Source organism: Streptomyces bambusae, from assembly GCF_020532645.1.
Lineage (GTDB): Bacteria > Actinomycetota > Actinomycetes > Streptomycetales > Streptomycetaceae > Streptomyces > Streptomyces bambusae.
Genome location: NZ_JAJAUZ010000030.1, coordinates 81,715 through 97,591, shown reverse-complemented (window position 1 = coordinate 97,591; position 15,877 = coordinate 81,715). Strand labels below are relative to the sequence as shown.

16 protein-coding genes and 2 pseudogenes are annotated in these 15,877 nt (G+C 70.4%); 11 read left to right on the top strand and 7 right to left on the bottom strand.

What is annotated here, in order from left to right:
• Positions 1-106: 106 nt before the first annotated feature.
• Positions 107-868 (bottom strand): SDR family oxidoreductase, encoded by a 762-nt coding sequence (locus LG634_RS21465; RefSeq protein ID WP_226735529.1) that lies wholly within the window; start codon positions 866-868, stop codon positions 107-109.
• Positions 869-1,088: 220 nt separating this feature from the next.
• On the opposite strand from LG634_RS21465, the pseudogene LG634_RS21460 reads away from it, so the two are divergent.
• Positions 1,089-1,400, top strand: a pseudogene (locus LG634_RS21460) (GNAT family N-acetyltransferase); the annotation flags it as partial.
• A gap of 329 nt (positions 1,401-1,729) precedes the next feature.
• Here LG634_RS21460 and LG634_RS21455 read toward each other — a convergent pair.
• A complete protein-coding gene (locus LG634_RS21455; RefSeq protein ID WP_226735528.1) occupies positions 1,730-3,634 on the bottom strand; it encodes a hypothetical protein in 1,905 nt (634 codons plus the stop codon).
• Between the two features lie 301 nt (positions 3,635-3,935).
• On the opposite strand from LG634_RS21455, the gene LG634_RS21450 reads away from it, so the two are divergent.
• From LG634_RS21450 to LG634_RS21425, 6 genes are all read left to right on the top strand, one after another.
• Positions 3,936-4,514: an O-methyltransferase gene (locus tag LG634_RS21450; protein WP_226735527.1), complete on the top strand. Its 579-nt coding sequence runs from the start codon at positions 3,936-3,938 to the stop codon at positions 4,512-4,514.
• 136 nt (positions 4,515-4,650) lie between these two features.
• The gene (locus LG634_RS21445) at positions 4,651-5,238 is read left to right on the top strand and encodes a HutD/Ves family protein (RefSeq protein WP_226735526.1); all 588 of its coding nucleotides are present in this window, start codon (positions 4,651-4,653) and stop codon (positions 5,236-5,238) included.
• Between the two features lie 219 nt (positions 5,239-5,457).
• On the top strand, positions 5,458-5,835 hold the full coding sequence (locus LG634_RS21440) for a hypothetical protein (RefSeq protein WP_226735525.1): 378 nt from the start codon (positions 5,458-5,460) through the stop codon (positions 5,833-5,835).
• 100 nt (positions 5,836-5,935) lie between these two features.
• Positions 5,936-8,290, top strand: coding sequence for a protein translocase subunit SecD (gene secD / locus LG634_RS21435; protein WP_226735524.1), 2,355 nt, complete (start codon positions 5,936-5,938; stop codon positions 8,288-8,290).
• Between the two features lie 428 nt (positions 8,291-8,718).
• Entirely contained in the window at positions 8,719-9,228 is a 510-nt protein-coding gene (locus LG634_RS21430; RefSeq protein WP_226735523.1) for a prolyl-tRNA synthetase associated domain-containing protein, read from the top strand.
• A gap of 123 nt (positions 9,229-9,351) precedes the next feature.
• The gene (locus tag LG634_RS21425) at positions 9,352-9,900 is read left to right on the top strand and encodes a putative immunity protein (protein ID WP_226735522.1); all 549 of its coding nucleotides are present in this window, start codon (positions 9,352-9,354) and stop codon (positions 9,898-9,900) included.
• A gap of 291 nt (positions 9,901-10,191) precedes the next feature.
• Here LG634_RS21425 and LG634_RS21420 read toward each other — a convergent pair whose 3' ends face one another.
• The gene (locus tag LG634_RS21420) at positions 10,192-11,166 is read right to left on the bottom strand and encodes a hypothetical protein (RefSeq protein ID WP_226735521.1); all 975 of its coding nucleotides are present in this window, start codon (positions 11,164-11,166) and stop codon (positions 10,192-10,194) included.
• Between the two features lie 280 nt (positions 11,167-11,446).
• On the opposite strand from LG634_RS21420, the gene LG634_RS21415 reads away from it, so the two are divergent.
• The 3 genes and pseudogenes from LG634_RS21415 to LG634_RS21405 all read left to right on the top strand — a co-directional run.
• Entirely contained in the window at positions 11,447-11,866 is a 420-nt protein-coding gene (locus tag LG634_RS21415; protein ID WP_226735520.1) for a hypothetical protein, read from the top strand.
• A gap of 138 nt (positions 11,867-12,004) precedes the next feature.
• Entirely contained in the window at positions 12,005-12,370 is a 366-nt protein-coding gene (locus tag LG634_RS21410) for a peptidase inhibitor family I36 protein (RefSeq protein ID WP_226735519.1), read from the top strand.
• Positions 12,371-12,521: 151 nt separating this feature from the next.
• Positions 12,522-12,623: pseudogene (locus LG634_RS21405) on the top strand (IS5/IS1182 family transposase); the annotation flags it as partial.
• A gap of 180 nt (positions 12,624-12,803) precedes the next feature.
• Here LG634_RS21405 and LG634_RS21400 read toward each other — a convergent pair.
• The 3 genes from LG634_RS21400 to LG634_RS21390 form a co-directional block, all read right to left on the bottom strand.
• The gene (locus LG634_RS21400; RefSeq protein ID WP_226735518.1) at positions 12,804-13,235 is read right to left on the bottom strand and encodes a VOC family protein; all 432 of its coding nucleotides are present in this window, start codon (positions 13,233-13,235) and stop codon (positions 12,804-12,806) included.
• Positions 13,236-13,447: 212 nt separating this feature from the next.
• The gene (locus LG634_RS21395) at positions 13,448-13,708 is read right to left on the bottom strand and encodes a hypothetical protein (RefSeq protein WP_226735517.1); all 261 of its coding nucleotides are present in this window, start codon (positions 13,706-13,708) and stop codon (positions 13,448-13,450) included.
• A complete protein-coding gene (locus LG634_RS21390; protein WP_226735516.1) occupies positions 13,705-14,010 on the bottom strand; it encodes a DUF6247 family protein in 306 nt (101 codons plus the stop codon). Before LG634_RS21390 ends, LG634_RS21395 begins: the two co-directional genes overlap by 4 nt.
• A 369-nt stretch (positions 14,011-14,379) precedes the next feature.
• On the opposite strand from LG634_RS21390, the gene LG634_RS21385 reads away from it, so the two are divergent.
• Positions 14,380-14,901, top strand: a complete 522-nt coding sequence (locus tag LG634_RS21385) for a hypothetical protein (RefSeq protein WP_226735515.1) — start codon at positions 14,380-14,382, stop codon at positions 14,899-14,901.
• A gap of 379 nt (positions 14,902-15,280) precedes the next feature.
• Here LG634_RS21385 and LG634_RS21375 read toward each other — a convergent pair whose 3' ends face one another.
• Entirely contained in the window at positions 15,281-15,655 is a 375-nt protein-coding gene (locus LG634_RS21375) for a hypothetical protein (protein WP_226735536.1), read from the bottom strand.
• Positions 15,656-15,877 lie beyond the last annotated feature (222 nt).

Here is a 15,877-nt window from a genome sequence, read left to right as displayed (position 1 = left end):
TTTGGGGGGGGGGGGGGGGGGGGGCGGCGGGGCCGGGGGGGGCCCCGCCCCCACACCCACTGGTCAGGACGCAGGGACGGCTGCCCCGGCGGGTGAGCGGGAAATGTCAGGCCTGGCGGGTCGGCAGGACGATCGTCTGGCGCAGGTTGACGTGCCGGGGACGGCTGACGGTGTACGCGACGAGGTCGGCTATGTCCTCGGCGGTGAGGGCGGGGATCGCCGTGAACATTCCGCCGAGCTGCTCGCGCAGTTCCGGGTTGTCGATGTGCCCGCCGAGTTCGGTGTCGGTCAGGCCCGGCTCGATGGTGCTGACCCGGACGTCGCGCGGGCCCAGCTCGGTGCGCAGTGCGGCGGACAGCTGGGTGAGGGCGGCCTTGGTGGCCCCGTACACGGCGTAGTCGGGGAAGAGGACGTGGGAGGCGATGGAGGAGATGTTGACCAGGTCGGCGGTGCTGCCGTCGGCGGCGGCTTCGGTGAGGTCGGAGGTGAACGCGCGGATGATGCGCAGGGCGCCGGTGAGGTTGGTGTCGATCATGCGGGTCCACTCGTCGAGCCGGCCCTCGGTGAGGGGATTGGGCAGCATCACGCCCGCGTTGTTGATCACCAGGTCGACCCGGCCGTAGGCATCGTGGACGGCCTTGGCGGCTGCGTCGACGGATGCCTGGTCGGTGACGTCGGCGGTGACGGCGAGGGCCCGGCCTCCGGCGGCGGTGAGTTCGGCGGCCAGCGCGTCCAGCCGGTCGGTACGCCGGGCGAACAGGGCGACACGGGCGCCACCCGCCGCGAGCAGGCGGGCGGTTGCCGCGCCCATGCCACTGGCCGCTCCGGTGACGACAGCGGTACGGGCGGCGAGGGCTGGGTAGCTCATGGAGTGCTCCTGGGTCTGCTGCACGGACCGGCCCTGGTGGACCGGCCCGCGCCGGTGCGGCGGGCTGATGCGGACCACTTTGCGCCGGCTCGGGACGGCCAACCAGAGCCTGCCGTTCCCTGGGAAGGCCAGGGCCAGCCTGGGCCGGACGGCCCGGTCAGCGGAGCCCTTGCCGCAACGAGGGGCTGTGACCGCGCGGAAATAGGCTTGCCTTGAGGGCGAAATCTGCGGACACGTCTTCCTCTGCCTGGTGGAGAGGATGCCGGAGCCCCATGGCGACAACAACCCGGTCGGCTGTGTCGCGAACTTCTTCGTCATGCCATCACAACGGAACAAAGGAGCCGGCTCGGCACTCCTGGAGGCGCTGAAGCAACACTCACGCAGCGCCGGCCTCGAGGGCTTGATCGTATGGCCGGATCCAGGCCCTGGACCGGCCCCAGCCGGTCCTGCCGACGATGCCCGGAGTCCCCGAACGGCGCAGCCACGACTCCGTCCGGGCCGGGACCACCGCCCTCCTCTGTCCTGGAGGTGACAACCGATGGGCAAGGTCATCGGCTGCCTGCACCGCCGCTACCGCACCGTCGAGGTCAAGAAGCGGCTGACCGCCCACCCGTGGCTCCACCTGCACTGCACGCGTACGAGTGCGTGTCCTGGCTGAAGCTGGTCGAGCGGTGGTTTGCCGAGCTCACGCAAAGAAGCTCAAGCGCGGAGGCCACCGCTCAGTGCAGCAGGCACTCGAACGCGGCATCCGGAGCTGGTTCACCGGCGGAACGACCATCCAAGGCTCTCAGCCTGGACCGAGGCCGCCGACGAGATCCTCGGCAAAGCCGCCGCCTGCTGCCACCGAATCTCTGACTCAGGTCACTGGCCCGACGGCTGGATGAAGATGGGGATCAGACCGTCGACGGGGTGGTTGACCAGGAACCACACCCAGTTGTGGAAGGCATCGGTGAGGCCCAGTTCGACGGGGAGGCTGATGCCCTGACGTTCCCGGTACGCGGTCCGCACCTGCGCGCCGATCTGCACATTGACCGAGAACATGTCGGCACTCAGGTAGGGCGGCTGGACCTGGTCCGCGGGGACCGTGACGTCCTCGGGCAGGAAGACCACGTCGGTGTCGAGCGCCAGGGTGCTGAGCCAGGCATCACGCCCGACCGCGAGCGCCTCACCCGAGGAGTACCAGCCGTTCGGTGCTCCTCCCCGGTGGTTCAGGAAGCGGAAGCGGGAGTTGCCGCTGCGGCCCCGGGCCGGACTGACCAGGAAGTACTGCTCCCACTGTTGGCCATCGCCGGTGTGGACGAAGTGGCGGCCGTCTTCGAGCAGCCTGATCTGGACGACGTCGGTCAGACCCGCGGTGTCACCGTCCAGCCGTGGGAGACCGGCGTAGCGGACAGGCCGGTACTCCCCGTCCACGCGTACCTTCACGCAGCCGTCCGTACCGACCTCGGGTACGGGCAGGTACTCCGCGTTGATGCGGTAGCGCGCCTCGTTCCCTCCCACGACGACCTTCAGCAGTTGCTCGGATGCGTTGATCTTGCCCACGGGCAGCCCGTTGAGCCAGCTGTTCCACTTCCCCTGGGAGGTGATCGTGTACTGGTCCTGGCCCTTGGCGCACACCACATGGGACTGGTCCCCGAAGTGCACCAGGAAGCAGTGGCCGGTACCGACGTCGATGGATTGCGAGGCAGTGCTGATCGACATCAAGACGTCACCGTCCGCCTGGACGAGGAAGTGTCCCGCCTCGGTCTGCACCCAGGCGCCGACATCGCCCACCTGGCCCGTGGCCTCGGGCAGTGAGCCGAGCCAGTGCTGCCGACGGGTGAGGTCCTCGCCGGCCGGCAGGGCTCCCTCGAAGACGTAGGCGGTCTCCTTCTCCTTCTTGCCGAGCGAGACCAGCACCACGGGACCGGCTGCGGCGGCGTCCAGCGCCCTCTTGGTCCATCCTCCCGGGCCCTTGGCCAGGTCGTTGCGACTGACCGGGATCTCCCGGACCGTGCCCGGGGAGACCTCGACGAGAACGGTCTGCCCGGAGAGCTTCTCCGCCGGATAGACCCGGGCCTCGTCCAGCTTCTCCTTGAGGCGCTCGACGATGCCCTGCTCAACCGCCCGCTTCCGGTCGCTCAGCTTCCTGCGCGCATCGTCGATGACGTGACCACGCTCGCGCTCGCGGTCCTTCAGGTCCATCACCGTGGGCTGGTTCTTCTTGCGCCACTCCTCGTCCTGCACCTTCCAGGCAGCCAGCAGCTGCGGGTGCTGAGCGCTCTCCGCGTTCCAGGCCACGATGTCCACCTGGTGGTGGTGCTGCTGTGCGGCAGCCAACGCGGCGAGCCAGGGGGCCTTGAACGCGGTGGCGATGGGCCGTGCGACGTCGTGGTTCGCAGTGATCCACTGGCGGGCCTGCTGCCAGAGCGCGTACTCCGAGTGCTGGTTGATCGAGTTCTGGCTGGCGTATTGGTTGGTGGTCGGCCAGAGGTGGACCGGCCGGTACTTGAGGCCCTGGGTCTCCGGCGACGCGTGGATCATCTCGGTGTCCAGTTCGGTGAACGGGACCGTGATGTGGAACGCCGGGTGTGCGGGGCAGGTGTACATCGCGAGCTTGTTGTTCCCGGCAAGGCCCGTGAACGTCCACAGCTGGCCGTTGACCGTGACCGTCTGCGGGTAGGCCGGCACCGGGGGACGCACGCGCAGCGTGGGCTTCGCGGCACGGGGAGGGAGTGCAGGCGGCGGCGGGGGCTGGGGCGGAGCCGCGGGCTGGTTGTTCTCCACGGAGGATCCTTCGGTCAGACGGCGGTATGTCGAGGTCCACCCGACCGCATGGATCCGGCCTGTGGCAGAGCCCCCGGGTCAGCCCATGGGGCACGACCCCGACCAGCCGCCCGCGCCCAGGCCGTCCAGGGGCTCGAGCAAGGACGTCCTGGAGGACACGGCGCGGGCGGTCGGGCAGAGCGTGCGGGAAGTATTTCGGTGCGCGTGCGGGTGCGGACCGGTGCCGGCCCTACACGTGGGCGTCTTGACCAGAGCCGAAATGAACTTGCCCGTGACGACACGGTCCTCGCATCATCTGCGGATGGACGACACGCCGAGCCGCCTTCCGACCGCTCTGCCCGCGTTGCGCTCCAAGGCGCGTGAGGCGGGCTTCATCATGTCCAGCGAAGACCGCACAGGAACCCTCCTGGCAGCCCTCGCCGCCACCCGGCCCGCCGGCCGGATCCTCGAACTCGGCACCGGCGTCGGGGAGGGCACCGCCTGGCTCCTCAGCGGCATGGATCCCGATTCCCGTCTGACCACCGTCGAACTCGACCCCGCCCTCCAAGCCTTCGCCCGAGAACAGCTGGGCGCCGACCCACGGGTGACCTTCGTTGCCGGAGACGGCGGCACATGGCTGGAAGACTTCGACGGCGAGCCCTTCGACCTCGTCTTCACGGACACCTGGCCGGGCAAGTTCACCCACCTCGACCACGCCCTCGACCTCGTAGCTCCCGGCGGGACCTACCTGATCGACGATCTCCTCCCCCAGCCCGGCTGGCCGGAAGGCCACGAAGCCTCCGTCAAACATCTTCTGGCCGAGCTGGAGGAACGGGACGACTTCCGATGCGTCCGCCTGGCATGGGCAACCGGACTACTGATGGCAGTGCGCACAGCCTGACGGCCAGGCGTCCGGGCCGGCGGGCGCCGGGGCGGGGACATCGGCCGCGCCGGCTTGCTGTTCCGGCTTCAGCCGCCGCGCCCGGGCCGAGCGACGTGCCGAGGCACGGCGTACCGGCGGTCGCTAACCTGGGGCGATGAAGAGTACGGGGCGGGGAATGCAGATCCTGCGGGCGGCCGACCGGGCGGCCGTCGCATGGAAGAACGGCGGGGGGCTTACCCGCGAGGTCGCCGCCGCTCCCGAAGGAGCCGGCACCGGCGACTTCGCCTGGCGGGTCAGCCTGGCCGAAGTGGCCGCCGACGGGCCGTTCTCCGCCTTCCCCGGAGTCGACCGTACGCTCGTGCTGGCCGAGGGCGCAGGCATGGACCTCGACGTGGCGGGCCTGCGCCGTGTGGTGGACGCCCGCTACGCGCCGCAGCAGTTCCCCGGTGACGTGCCCACCGGCTGTCGGCTCCTGGACGGTCCGGTGGTCAACTTCAACGTGATGCACCGCCGGGGCCTCGCCCGGGCCGAGACGGCGGTGGTCCGCGGTGCCCTCACTGTGGAAGCCACGCCGGATGGAGCCCTGTTGGTGGTCGCTCTCCAGGGCGAGGCGGAAGTGGTCTCCTCCGGCGCCGGATCCGTGGTGCTCGGCTCCTACGATGCTGCCTTGATCACGGGATCGTCCAGCGTCGCCGTCCGTACGACGGGTCGCGTGGCGGTCGTGCGGACCGGCCCGGCGTGATCTGTCGGGGCGGGGACGGGTGACGCGCCGTTGGCACTGCCTGCCCGGGGCGTTCACGGCGGTGACTGCCCTGGTCTGACGGTGCCGACGATCCCGGTCGCCAGAGAGTCTGCCGGGGAATGGGCAGAGACACAGGGAACGGACCGGGGCGCCCCGTACGTTGAGCCGGGCGGGGCCGCGTCGCGCGTACCCGGCGGGCACCGAGGGGACGGGGGACGCGTGCCGCAGCAGAGTCGCTCCGCGCGCCTGGCCGCGTCCGTGCTGGCCCTCGTCGTCACCGTCCTGGCGCTGTTCGTTCCGGTGGCCGGGGCGCACGGCTCGCCCCTGCCCGCCGACGAGCTGCTCGCCCGTCACACGGTGGTGGGGCACGCCGGGCAGGGGGCCGGGCCGGACGACGTCCCGGCGCTGCTGGTGGCGCTCACGCACCGGCCTGACGCCCACATTCCGGGCCCGCAGCCTGCGGGTTCAGCGCGTACGGCAGTGGACGCGGCCCCGCACGGCGCCCTCGGCGGGCCCGGAGCGGGGCCGGGCAGCGCACGTGTGCCTCCGCGCAGACCGGCCGAGTCCGCCGCCCCGCGCGGCCCGCCCCACCGATGAGCACGCAGACCTTCATCGACGCCTGACCCCTGTGACCCCGGCGCGCACCGCGCGGGGTCGGTCACGCGTTCCTCCGTCCTGCCCTCATCGTGGAGTACCCATGTCTCGCGCACCTTTGTCGCGCCCACCCTTGTGGAGGGCGATCGTCGCGCTGGCGGCCGTCGCGCTGTCCCTCTACATCGCCCTCACCCAGTCCCCCCGCCTCGGCCTCGATCTGCGCGGCGGCACCCAGATCGTCCTGGAGACCCGGGACTCACCCACCGTCAAGGCCGACGCCGCATCCACCGACCGTGCTCTGGAGGTCCTCAGGCAGCGCGTCGACGCCCTCGGTGTCTCCGAACCCGGCATCGCCCGCTCCGGCGAGAAGCGGATCATCGTCGAACTGCCCGGAGTGCAGGACCCGCGCAAGGCCGCCGAGGTCATCGGCCGCACCGCACAGCTCACGGTCCACCCGGTGACGGGGGCGACGGCCGACGCGGGCTCCGGGATGCCCGAGGCCGACGGATCGCGCACCCTGCCCGACCCCGGCCGGCCGGGCAGCCACCTGAAGCTGGGCCCCACCGCCTTCACCGGCGAGGGGGTCGAGGACGCCGAGGCGGTCCTGGACCAGCAGTCGCTGGGCGGCTGGATGGTCTCCCTCGACTTCCGCAAGGGCGCGGGCGACACCTGGGCCAAGATCACCTCGGCCGCGGCCTGCGCGCCTTCGGGCGCTCCGGAGCGCCGCGTCGCCATCACCCTCGACAACAAGATCATCTCGGCGCCCGGCGTCAACGCGGACGTGGTGTGCGGGACCGGTATCACCGGCGGCTCCACACAGATCAGCGGCGACTTCGACCGGGCCGGGGCACACGAACTGGCGGCGCTCGTGAAGGGCGGCGCGCTGCCGGTGCCCCTGGACGTCGTGGAGCAGCGCACGGTCGGCCCGACGCTCGGCGCCGACGCGATCGAAGCGAGCGCCAAGGCCGCGGTCATCGGCATCGCCCTGACCGCGCTGTTCATCACCGTCGTCTACCGGCTCCTCGGCGCGCTCGCAGCGCTGGCCCTCGCGCTGTACGGGCTCATCTCGTACGCCGCCCTGCTGGCGCTCGGAGCGACGCTCACGCTGCCGGGGCTCGCCGGGTTCGTCCTGGCGGTCGGCATGGCGGTGGACGCGAACGTCCTGGTTTTCGAGCGGGCCAGGGAGGAGTACCTGGGCGTCCGCTCCAAGGACCTGGCGAAGCCGGTGAAGACCGGCTTCGCGAAGGCGTGGAGCGCGGTGGTCGACTCGAACGTGACGACGCTGCTCGCCGCGGGACTCCTGTTCTACCTCGCCACGGGCCCGGTCAAGGGCTTCGGGGTCACCCTGTCCATCGGCGTCCTCACATCGATGCTCACGGCGCTCGTGATCACCCGGGCGCTCGCGGACTTCGCCATCGCCCGCGGCTTCGTACGCGAGCGCCCCGGTCTGACGGGCATCGCCTCGACGGGCTGGGTCCGCGCACGGCTGTCCCGCCGCAACCCCGACCTGGTCCGCCACCGTCGCCGCTGGCTCGGCGCGAGCGCAGTGCTGGTGGCCGTGGCCGTCGCGGGAATCCTCGTCCGCGGTCTGGACTTCGGCGTGGAGTTCACGGGAGGCCGCCTCGTCGAGTACAGCACCAGCAGGTCCGTCGACGCGGACACGGCCCGCAACGCCGTAGCCGACGCGGGCTTCCCGCGCGCGGTGGTGCAGGAATCCGGCGACGGCGACATCACCGTACGCACGGAGAAGCTCACCGACGACGAACAACAGCGCGTCAAAGCAGCCCTGGAGAAGCCCGGCGGAACCGTCACGGTGGAGCGTGACGAGCAGATCGGACCGAGCCTCGGCAGCGAACTGCGCCAGAAGGCGCTCCTGGCCCTGGGCATCGCAGTGGCCGCCCAACTCATCTACCTCAGTGTGCGGTTCCGCTGGACCCTGGCGGCAGCGGCAGTCTCCGCGATGGTCCACGACGTCCTCCTCGTGGTGGGCCTGTTCGCCTGGCTGGGCAAGCCGGTGGACAGCGTCTTCCTGGCGGCGCTGCTCACCGTGATCGGCTACTCCGTGAACGACACGGTGGTCGTCTTCGACCGCGTCCGCGAAGCGCGCCGCCGGGACCCGCGGGGCAACCTGCCGGACACGGCCAACCACGCGGTGGTCCAGACACTCCCGCGGACGGTGAACACGGGCATGGGAGCCCTGTTCATCCTGACCGCACTGGCGGTACTGGGCGGCGACTCGCTTGCCGACTTCTCCGTGGCGCTGATCGCGGGCGTCCTGGTCGGCACCGCCTCGACCGTCTTCACCGCGGTCCCGGTCGCGATCGCCCTGGAGCACCGCAACCCGCCCACACCACCGGCAGCAGCACCCGGCCACCGCGCAGAGGAGCAGGGCCCTGACCGGTACAGCCCGTTCGAGGCGCGCGTGAGGAAGGAGAGGCGGACGGGCGCGGTCGTCTGAGCCCGCCGGGGACGGCCCTGATGCCGAGGGCCGCCCCATCCCCCACCGACCCGGTTCTCCACGGAGCCCCGCCCACCGCGGCCGCGCTCCGCGGAGACCGCTCGGTCACTCCACCGTCAGCCCAGGTGCCCTGGCTGTCCCCGCCGACCCTGCGGACGCGGACATCCGCACGAGAGGCGGCACCCGGCGGCCAGATCTTGCGCACGGGTCACAGCTTCGCGACCTCGTCACTGCTCAGCGTGCGGCCACCGTCCCCCGAGCTTCCGCCGCCGCTCGCCCCGTCTCCTTCAGGCGGGCGGCGGCATCCACGCTCGCAGCAAGCACCGTCTCCAGCCACTCCCCCGCAGCCCCCGCCTCGTCTTGGGTGCGCATGTCCCGGCAGATGCGAGCCGCCGGGGGCCGCGATGTCCATCAAGGAGAATGGCCCGATGACCATGCGCGATGCGGACCAGGCCGAAGCGGCGCTCACGTCGCAGCTGGACGAGCTGGGCATCGCCTGGGCCAGCGAGCGGCATCCTCCCGTGTTCACCGTTGAGGAGGCGGGCAGTGTGGTGACGCACCTCGGCGGTGCAGGTACGAAGAACCTCTTCCTGCGCGACCGGCGCAAGCAGTACCTCCTGCTCGTGGCGGACGAGGACACCTCCGTCGATCTCAAACTCCTGGCCGCCGCGTGCGGTGTGGGCCGGCTGTCCTTCGCCCGCCCCGAGGCGCTCGCGGACGTCCTCGGCGTGACACCCGGAGCGGTATCCCCGTTCGCCCTGATGAACGCAGCCCCCGGATCCGTCCGGGTCGTCCTCGACGCCCGGCTGACCGCCCACGAGCTCCTGCTCTTCCACCCGCTGCGCAACGACGCAACGACCGCGGTCTCCCCCGAGGGGATCCTCACCTTCCTCCGGGCCTGCGGCCACGAGCCCGAAGTCCGCGCCCTCGACCGATGACCGCAGACCGGGCCGCCCGTCATCAGCGGCCGCTGTACGATCCGGTCTGCTCGGAGCCAGTCGGCATGGGACCGGCCCTCCCCAACCGTATGGCTGTCCCGCGCAATGGTCGAGGATGGAGTCATGACGGGGGAAGCGAGCGAGATCGCTCTGAGTAAGCAAGATCTTCGTGTGGTCACGGCGTTTGCTGCAGCGTGCGCGGAAGTGGTGCTCGAAGTGTTCGAAGGCGATCAGCCGGACGACTTGCGGCCTCGACACGCCATCGGCGCCGCATGGGAGTTCGCTCGAGGTGGCGAGCGGGGGAAGGCTCTGCGCGACGGAGCGTGGGCAGCACTCAAGGCAGCCAAGAGTGCGGACACTGCGGCTGCGCGCGAGGCGGCTCGGGCGGCGATGTCTGCGGCAGGCGCCGCCTACCTGCATCCGCTGGCCAAGAGCACCCAGGTCAAGCACATTCTCGGAGCTGGCGCTCATGCGGCCAGAGCGACCGAACTCGTCGCCGGCGATGATCGGAGCATTGGGGTCGAGCATCTTGAGCAGACGGTGCATCGTGCGACACCGGCCGTCGTTGACGTGCTCAAACGTTTCCCGACGGCGCCGAGTGGCGGCGGACGTGTCGGTGAGCTGATCCGCATGCTGGACGCTGACCTTCGTTCACTCACCTTCACCGAGTGACAGCGAACGTCCGGATGGTGCGGTCCCGCCTCCGTCAGCGGTTGACTTCGAGGTTCGGCAAAACGAACAGGGCGCGCAGGATCCGGGCGGCCAGGAGGTGTCCGGCGCAAGGCGGTGCAAGCTCACCCGCCGCACCGAACCTGAAGCACTGGAGCCCAAGCAGTGCCCCTGCCAGTTGGCAGGGGCACCTCTGCATTTCGGGGCCGGTACGGTCCGGACGCTGACGCGGGCGCGCGTGTCACCCCGGCTGTCCGGGCCCCACGCCCTCGGAACGGCGTGCGCGGCTCCCCTTCAGCTGAGTTCGGCGGTGCACTTCTGCATGTAGGGGTTGTCGCGCCAGAGACAGATCTTGATGGTGACGGCACGGTTGTCGATGACGGTGGGGACGGCCGGGGTACGAACGTAGTCGCGCTCCTCTTTGGGCAGCGGGGTCCGGCACTCGTGCCAGGGGCCGCCGTCGGTCTTCCACTGAAGGCGCACCCCGCCGGAGTGCGGGTCGTGGTCGTCAGAGCCGGCACGGCCCCAGTAGTACTTGGGGCCCTTGTGGCTGAGGTAGCGGGCCGAGCCGTTCATGATGTCGAAGTCCAGGGTCGGCAGGATCATCGTCGCGTCGCTGTCGGTGAATACGGCGGCGGGCTGCTCGATGATCTCGCCGTGCGTCCCGTCCAGGCAGTCGCGTACGGCGTCTTTGCTGTCCGGCTGCCTGGTGCTGTCGGCGTTCGTCTCGGCTGGTGCGTCGTCAGGTGCAAGGGTGACGGCGGTTACGGCGGCGGCCGCGACCACGACCGCAGCGGCCACAGCCAGCAGGAGCCTCCGTGGGCGGGGCGTCGTCGCGGGCGGGGCGTCGACCGTCATGGGTGGAGCGGGGGCGGCCTCGGTGATCGATTTCACCGCAGCGAGGAGTTCCGTCCTTCGGTCGTCCTCGAAGTCCTGGCCCGCGATCAGGTGGCAGGCGGCGGCGACCGCCAGCACCCAGGAGGCATCGGCGACGCGGGGGACCTCTCCCCTGAGCGCCTCGGCCACGTAGTTGTGGGCCGAGGCGGCGTTGATGTCGACAGTCGGGGCCGCCGGATCGTCGGAGGCGGGATCCGGGTACAAGCGCGCATGCCGGATCGCGGCCACGATCTGGCGCGTGGAATGCGGCTGGCTCTTCTTGGTGGACGCTACGCCGTGCTCCCGGGCGAGTGCCTGAGCCTGCTGCAGCAGTCCCGCGACACGCTGGGCGGCTTCCTCTTGCTGCGGCGTGAGCGTCGGCTTCCTGCCCATGTCAGCTCCCTGTTCGGCGCACTGCCAGATCGCCCGCGATCGTGCCACACCATCTGTCTTCCTGTCTGGGCATCTGTCGGCCAACAGAAAGCTGCAGGTAACAGCATTGCCGGCCTCGTGGAAGTCCGGTTCGTGCTGCTTCAGTTGTCCTCCAGCGGGCCGCTCCGCCGATGGGGCACCAACGGCCGACTGACCCCCCGCTGGCGTGCGCCCCTGCAGCCGTCGCCGACGCACCCGGCGTTCTGTCCACGCACACGGCCCCGTAAGGAGAAGCCGCGAAATGCCTGTCACCGGGACTTCGAAGGCCCCATCGTTCCCCGAACGGAGACGCAACCGTCAGGTCCGAAGCGCCGTAGCCGCCGCAGCGACCACGGTCCTCGCGTTCGCCGGCCTGGTCGGCACAGCACCTCCGGCACACGCCGGGAGCAACGGCCAGCACCTCCTCGTCCACGACCCCCGGCACATCACCGCCTCGATCAGCATCTACGGCCAGATCTGGAACGGCACCTACCCCCACCCGGTCTGCGTCAACATCCCCGGCGACCCGGCCAGGGTCGACAACAACTGGTGGAAGGGCGAGATCGACGTCAAGGCGTACGGCGGCTGGAACTGCAGCGGCACCTACTACGGCACGTTCTACTTCAACGTCCCGAAGGCGTACTCCAGCGACTGGTACCCCATCCACCTCAACTACCCGTAGGCCCAGACCACGGCTCCACCACGCGCGCACCGGACCAGTCGGCGCCCCGGATCTGACCCGGGTTCCCAGCCACCGCAGCAAGGCCAACGGAAGGAAAGCATGATGACGCGGACACAGTCGACAGCAACCAAGCTCCGCATGCTGCTCGCGACTCTGATCACCCTCAGTTCGACCGCATTGGCAATGCCGGCCGCGCAAGCGTCGGCCCAGGCGTATGACTGCAACAGCGGATACGTCTGCTTCTACAGCGACTACAACGGGACCGGCTCCCGCTGTGCATGGCTCGTGGACGATCCCGACTGGAAGAGCGGGAACATCCAGTGCCACGCGTTCAGCGTCCCGAAGTCCATCTACAACATGGGCATTGGCGGCTACCCCGCCCACGTCGCCTACTACACGGATGCGGACTACAAGAACAGGAAGGGCTGCACCGCGCCGGGCCAGCGGGGCAACCTCTCCGGGACCTACTCCGTCCGGTCCCACAAGTGGTACTGGAGCTGCTGACGAAGCATCCGCTCAGCACGGCGGAAGCGGCCACGGCGGTCTCGTCGTGGCCGCTCACGCGTGGCGGGAGGCGGAGCGAAGCAAAGCCGAGGCGCACGGCCCGGGCCGGATCTCGCCGGGATGACGAGGGCCTCATCACAATCGGGATCCGCGGCAGGCGGTCGGCAACACCACGACGATCGCGGACGGCGGCTGCCCGGGCACCGGGCTGATCATGCCGCACCGCTGGCGCAAGGGCGAGGCACTGCCTGACGCGATGGACGGCGTTGTCCACCTGCACGTTTTCGCCCTCACGGGACGCCTCCCGCCGCATGCGGGACCTGGGAGGCCCACGGGAGACCGACCCCAGGGAGCTTGGGGGCAGCCGGGATCGGCTGCCCCAATGCACCCCCAAGGCCGGAGACGTTCCCCGCCTCGCAGCCTCGGAGGGGAATCAGGCGAGGCAGAACTCGTTGCCCTCGATGTCCTGCATCGTGATGCACGACTCGTTGACGCCATCGGCACGCTGCGTCAGTACGTGCTTCCCGCCGAGCGCCATCAGCCGCGCGCATTCGGCCTCGAGCGTGGCCAGGCGCTCCTCCCCCACGAGCCCGGCGCCGGTCCACACATCGAGATGCACCCGGTTCTTGACGACCTTGCCTTCGGGAACCCGCTGGAAGAGCAGGCGCGGGCCCGCACCCGAGGGATCAGTGCACGCGAAGTAGATCTCGTCCTCGGGCGGTAGCGTGCGGTGGTACTCCTCCCACGTGGCGAAGCCCTCCGGGACCGTCGGCACGACGTACCCCAGCACCTCGCACCAGAAAGCGGCGAGGCGCGCAGGCTCCGCGCAGTCGAAGGTCACTTGAAACTGTCTGATCGTTGACATCGGCGCACCATAACAGGGACCCTGCCCATCTCCCCAGGTGGGGAGGTGTGCACGTGGTCGGGAGGAGGCGGCTGCCACCCGCTGCCCTGTCGTGCGGTCGCAGGGGTGAACCGATGCATCCCGTCTGGGCTTCGAAGGCACCTGCCAAAGGGCCGCGGCCTGCAAGTCGCGCCCGAGGACCGACGCCCCAGGGACCGGCCTCTGGGCGGTCGTTACCCGATCCAGATGACGTCCAGGACGGACAGGTGCCGCCTGAGGCGATTGATCACATAGACGACCGAGAGCTGCCCGACGGACGCAGCGCGGATGTCCTCGCCTTCCGGATCACCGGTGTTCCACTGCGGCCAGCCCCACGGCGAGCGCGCCGCGATGTCCAAGAGGTCCCGGACCATCTCCGTGGCAGGCTCGGGCAAGTCGGTCAGTGCCTTTGCAGCCTGCGGGGACAGCCGGACCGGCCAGGGCTGGTCGGTCACCGGCGGGGTCCCAGGACGTCGTCAAGGTCCACGAAGCCGGTCTCGTCTCGACCGGAGTCGAGGTAGGCGTCCACGGCCGGTGCCGCAGCAAGGCGCTGCTGCCAGGCGCGGACGACGTCATGGAGCGGGGTGAGACTGTAGGTGTGCCGGGAGTCTTCCAGGGCCCTGCCCCAGTCCCGCTCGAACGCCGGCACCCACACCTCGGCACGGCGGTCCTCACGCAGCCGAGCCAGCAGCTGCGCGGCTGCAGCGGGTGCCGGGGCCGACAGCGGGACAGAGGCCTCCTCAGACTGCGCGCTCACGCTCTCCTCCTGTCACAAGGTCCTCCCGCCACCGTAGCCGCCGCAGCCGGATACCGGGAGCAGCTTCGGCACCACCGAACACCCTGCCCTGCCCTGAGCGCCGGGCGGACGATGGGTGCCACCGTGCTGCAGCCGGCCCCGAGCAGGCCTCCGGCGCATCCCGCAACGAGCACAGCCGTTGACCACCCAGACACCTTCACCGCTGCCCCCTGCCGGACGTGTCGACGTCAGCGAATTCCCCAGTTCAAACGCCGACGCTTCCCCACCAGCCCGATGCAGCGGACCGCTGGTGGAACGTGCGCCGCGACAACGCCTGACGCCCTGAATATCTGGTCGACGGGCCGGAGCCCGTTGCCCTACTCTCGCGCGGTGACGAACATCGTGGAGACCGGCGAGGACTTCCGTGCTCTGCTGCGGCACCTCAGCCGGCGCTTCGAGGACCTCGGCGCCGGTGCGCCGGAGATCGACGACATCCTGCTCCGCTGGGCCGGCGCCCTGCCTGACGAGGGCCCGGATCCCGGCTGGCAGGGCCTGGCCGACCAGTTGCTGGATGCGCTGGACGCACCGTCGGCCGGACCCGCCCAGCCCGCGCCCCTTGGAGACGAGCCGCCTGTCTCTTCTCCTGAAGAGCTACGAGTCCTGCTGCTGGCCCTGGCCGCCGACTTTGCCCGGGACCGCGCCTGGACTCAGGACAGGCCGGCTCAGGGACTGTGGGCCGGTGACGGCGGCGGCTGGGCGAGCGGGTCGATGGCCCAGTTCCTGGAATCGTGGGAGGCCTGGCTCGATGGCAGTCTCGGCAGGCCACCGGCGTTCCCGGACGTCCCACCGATCGAACCCGTGACCTGGGCCTCTGTGGCTTGGCAGCTCGGTGCGGCCCGCGTCTACGAGTGAAGGACGCCAGGCCTGACCGGTGTGGCTGGTCAACCTGGTCAGACCGGCCAATCCCCTTGCGACGAGGACGTCGGGTCGGATCACCTCTCGCATGCGCTTGTCCCAAGTGCCTGCCGTCCGCGTGACCTCGGGCGGAGTCGCTGTCCGCGGGCCGTTGACCTGATCCGCCCTGCCCTCGGCCTTCAACCGCTCGTGGCCGCTCGCCTTGCCGGTCAGCTCCCTCCTTGGCCTCGGCCTTGGCCTTCATCGCCATCGGTCGTCACGGGCGGGGTGGGCACGGCGGGTCGTCCGTAGCAGGCGGCGAGGGCGTCGTGCAGGTCACTGAGGGCGGCTTCGGCGTCGTGGACTTCTCTGGTGGTGGGGGTGTGGTTGCGACGGATCAGGGGGCGAGGGTGGTGGCGCAGTCTCCGGCCAGGTGCCCCAGCGGGCTGTGGCTGCGAGCGCCGACCAGGGCGAGGGCGGTGACCGCTTCCCGGATGCGGTCGAGGCGGGCCTGCGGTGTGGCGCCCAGCGGGCACGGCGCGAGCCGTTCGAGAATCGTGTCGGCCTGCGCGCGTTCCTCGTCGGTCGGTTCGTCAACGACGGCAGCGGCCCGCGTGATCACACGGCAAGCGAAGCGCATGCCGGTCTCGGCATCCGTATCGGTATCGATATCGGTGCTCGCCGCGCGCGCCAAAGCGTGCGGGCCGTGCTCGCGCGGCCGCAGGTAAGGGGCAGGGGTGTGGGTGTGGTGCGGCATGGCGGTGACCGCCATTTCCGGGGATTCGGGAGCCCATCACGGTCGGCCACCTTCCGCGACGCGTCGCGGGAACTGAAGGCCGTCACGCACGCGGCCTCGGACGGCCGCGCACAGCCGAGCAAGGCTTCCGTACCGTCCGGCAGCCACACGCTACGTGACCTTGTGGTGGCGCGGGGTCCCTCACCAGACCAGGCTGGTCTTACCCCCAGTCTGCCCCCTGCTCCCCGCGAGAGAGAC

What these genes read in the sequence shown, in the direction of transcription:
- LG634_RS21465 (WP_226735529.1), bottom strand. Translation starts at nt 868, where the DNA reads ATGAGCTACCCAGCCCTCGCCGCCCGTACCGCTGTCGTCACCGGAGCG.
- LG634_RS21450 (WP_226735527.1), top strand. Translation starts at nt 3,936, where the DNA reads ATGGACGACACGCCGAGCCGCCTTCCGACCGCTCTGCCCGCGTTGCGC.
- LG634_RS21445 (WP_226735526.1), top strand. Translation starts at nt 4,651, where the DNA reads ATGAAGAGTACGGGGCGGGGAATGCAGATCCTGCGGGCGGCCGACCGG.
- secD (WP_226735524.1), top strand. Translation starts at nt 5,936, where the DNA reads ATGTCTCGCGCACCTTTGTCGCGCCCACCCTTGTGGAGGGCGATCGTC.
- LG634_RS21430 (WP_226735523.1), top strand. Translation starts at nt 8,719, where the DNA reads ATGACCATGCGCGATGCGGACCAGGCCGAAGCGGCGCTCACGTCGCAG.
- LG634_RS21425 (WP_226735522.1), top strand. Translation starts at nt 9,352, where the DNA reads ATGACGGGGGAAGCGAGCGAGATCGCTCTGAGTAAGCAAGATCTTCGT.
- LG634_RS21420 (WP_226735521.1), bottom strand. Translation starts at nt 11,166, where the DNA reads ATGGGCAGGAAGCCGACGCTCACGCCGCAGCAAGAGGAAGCCGCCCAG.
- LG634_RS21415 (WP_226735520.1), top strand. Translation starts at nt 11,447, where the DNA reads ATGCCTGTCACCGGGACTTCGAAGGCCCCATCGTTCCCCGAACGGAGA.
- LG634_RS21410 (WP_226735519.1), top strand. Translation starts at nt 12,005, where the DNA reads ATGCTGCTCGCGACTCTGATCACCCTCAGTTCGACCGCATTGGCAATG.
- LG634_RS21400 (WP_226735518.1), bottom strand. Translation starts at nt 13,235, where the DNA reads ATGTCAACGATCAGACAGTTTCAAGTGACCTTCGACTGCGCGGAGCCT.
- LG634_RS21375 (WP_226735536.1), bottom strand. Translation starts at nt 15,655, where the DNA reads ATGGCGGTCACCGCCATGCCGCACCACACCCACACCCCTGCCCCTTAC.